This is a genomic window from Paraburkholderia sp. SIMBA_054 (assembly GCF_046534875.1).
In the GTDB taxonomy this organism is placed as follows: domain Bacteria; phylum Pseudomonadota; class Gammaproteobacteria; order Burkholderiales; family Burkholderiaceae; genus Paraburkholderia; species Paraburkholderia hospita.
Genome location: NZ_JAWRXV010001764.1, coordinates 1 through 234 on the forward strand (window position 1 = coordinate 1; position 234 = coordinate 234).

Sequence of the window (234 nt, forward strand, 5' to 3'; positions counted from 1 at the left end):
GACCGATTTCACCGATCAGATCGGCGGCGGCATCGACAACTGGAATTTGCGTCAGCCGCTCGGCGTCGTGGCCGGCATCACGCCGTTCAATTTTCCTGTGATGGTGCCGATGTGGATGTTCCCGGTCGCGCTCGCTTGCGGCAACACGTTCGTGCTGAAGCCGTCCGAGCGCGATCCGTCGGCGTCGTTGCGCATTGCCGAGTTGTTGAAGGAAGCCGGCTTGCCCGATGGCGT

The 234-nt window shown here is 62.4% G+C and carries 1 protein-coding gene; it reads left to right on the top strand.

Annotated features, from left to right (window positions below; all coding sequences use genetic code 11):
* Positions 1-234 (top strand): aldehyde dehydrogenase family protein (locus tag SB822_RS61155; protein ID WP_410859666.1); only part of this gene is annotated, 234 nt, incomplete at both ends.